The following is a 725-nucleotide window of genomic DNA, read 5'->3' on the forward strand; positions in this document are numbered from 1 at the left end:
TGGGACCTGCCGCGCCCCGAGACGGCGGCACAGGCGGTGCGCCGCCCGTCGCTGACGCTGGAGACGCGCGACGGAAGCGTGCTCGCGACCTATGGCGACGTGGTCGGCGCGACCGTCCACCTGTCCGACCTGCCGCCCGCGCTCCCGGCGGCGGTCGTCGCGATCGAGGACCGGCGCTTCTGGTGGCATCTCGGCATCGACCCGATCGGCATCGCCCGCGCCGCCTGGACCAACCTGCGCGCCGGCCACACGGTGCAGGGCGGCTCGACGCTCACGCAGCAGGTGGCGAAGAACCTGTTCCTGACCAATGCCCGCACCTTCCGGCGCAAGGTGCAGGAATTGCTGCTCACGCTCTGGCTGGAACGGCACTTCACCAAGCGGCAGATCCTGGAGATCTGGCTCAACCGCATCTATCTCGGCGGCGGCGCCTGGGGCGTGGACGCGGCGGCGCAGATCTATTTCGGCATCCCCGCCCGCCGGCTGAACCTGTGGCAGTCGGCGATGATCGCCGGCCTCGCCCGCGCGCCGTCCCGCTTCAACCCGCGCAGCAGCCCCTCCGCCGCCACCGCCCGCACGCGCGAGGTGCTGGCCGCGATGGTCGCGACCGGCGCCATCACGCAGGCGCAGGTGGACGCGGCCTCGGCACAGATCGCCTTTCCCCCGCGCGGCGGCGGCGGCGGCTGGTTCGCCGACTGGATCGCCGACTATTTCAGCCCCACCGCCGT

At 72.8% G+C, this 725-nt stretch carries 1 protein-coding gene; it reads left to right on the plus strand.

What is annotated here, in order from left to right; translation table 11 throughout:
• Positions 1-725: transglycosylase domain-containing protein (locus tag B8460_RS18900; protein ID WP_048863174.1), on the plus strand; the 725-nt coding region annotated here is incomplete at both ends.

This window comes from Acidisphaera rubrifaciens HS-AP3 (genome assembly GCF_000964365.1).
Lineage (GTDB): Bacteria > Pseudomonadota > Alphaproteobacteria > Acetobacterales > Acetobacteraceae > Acidisphaera > Acidisphaera rubrifaciens.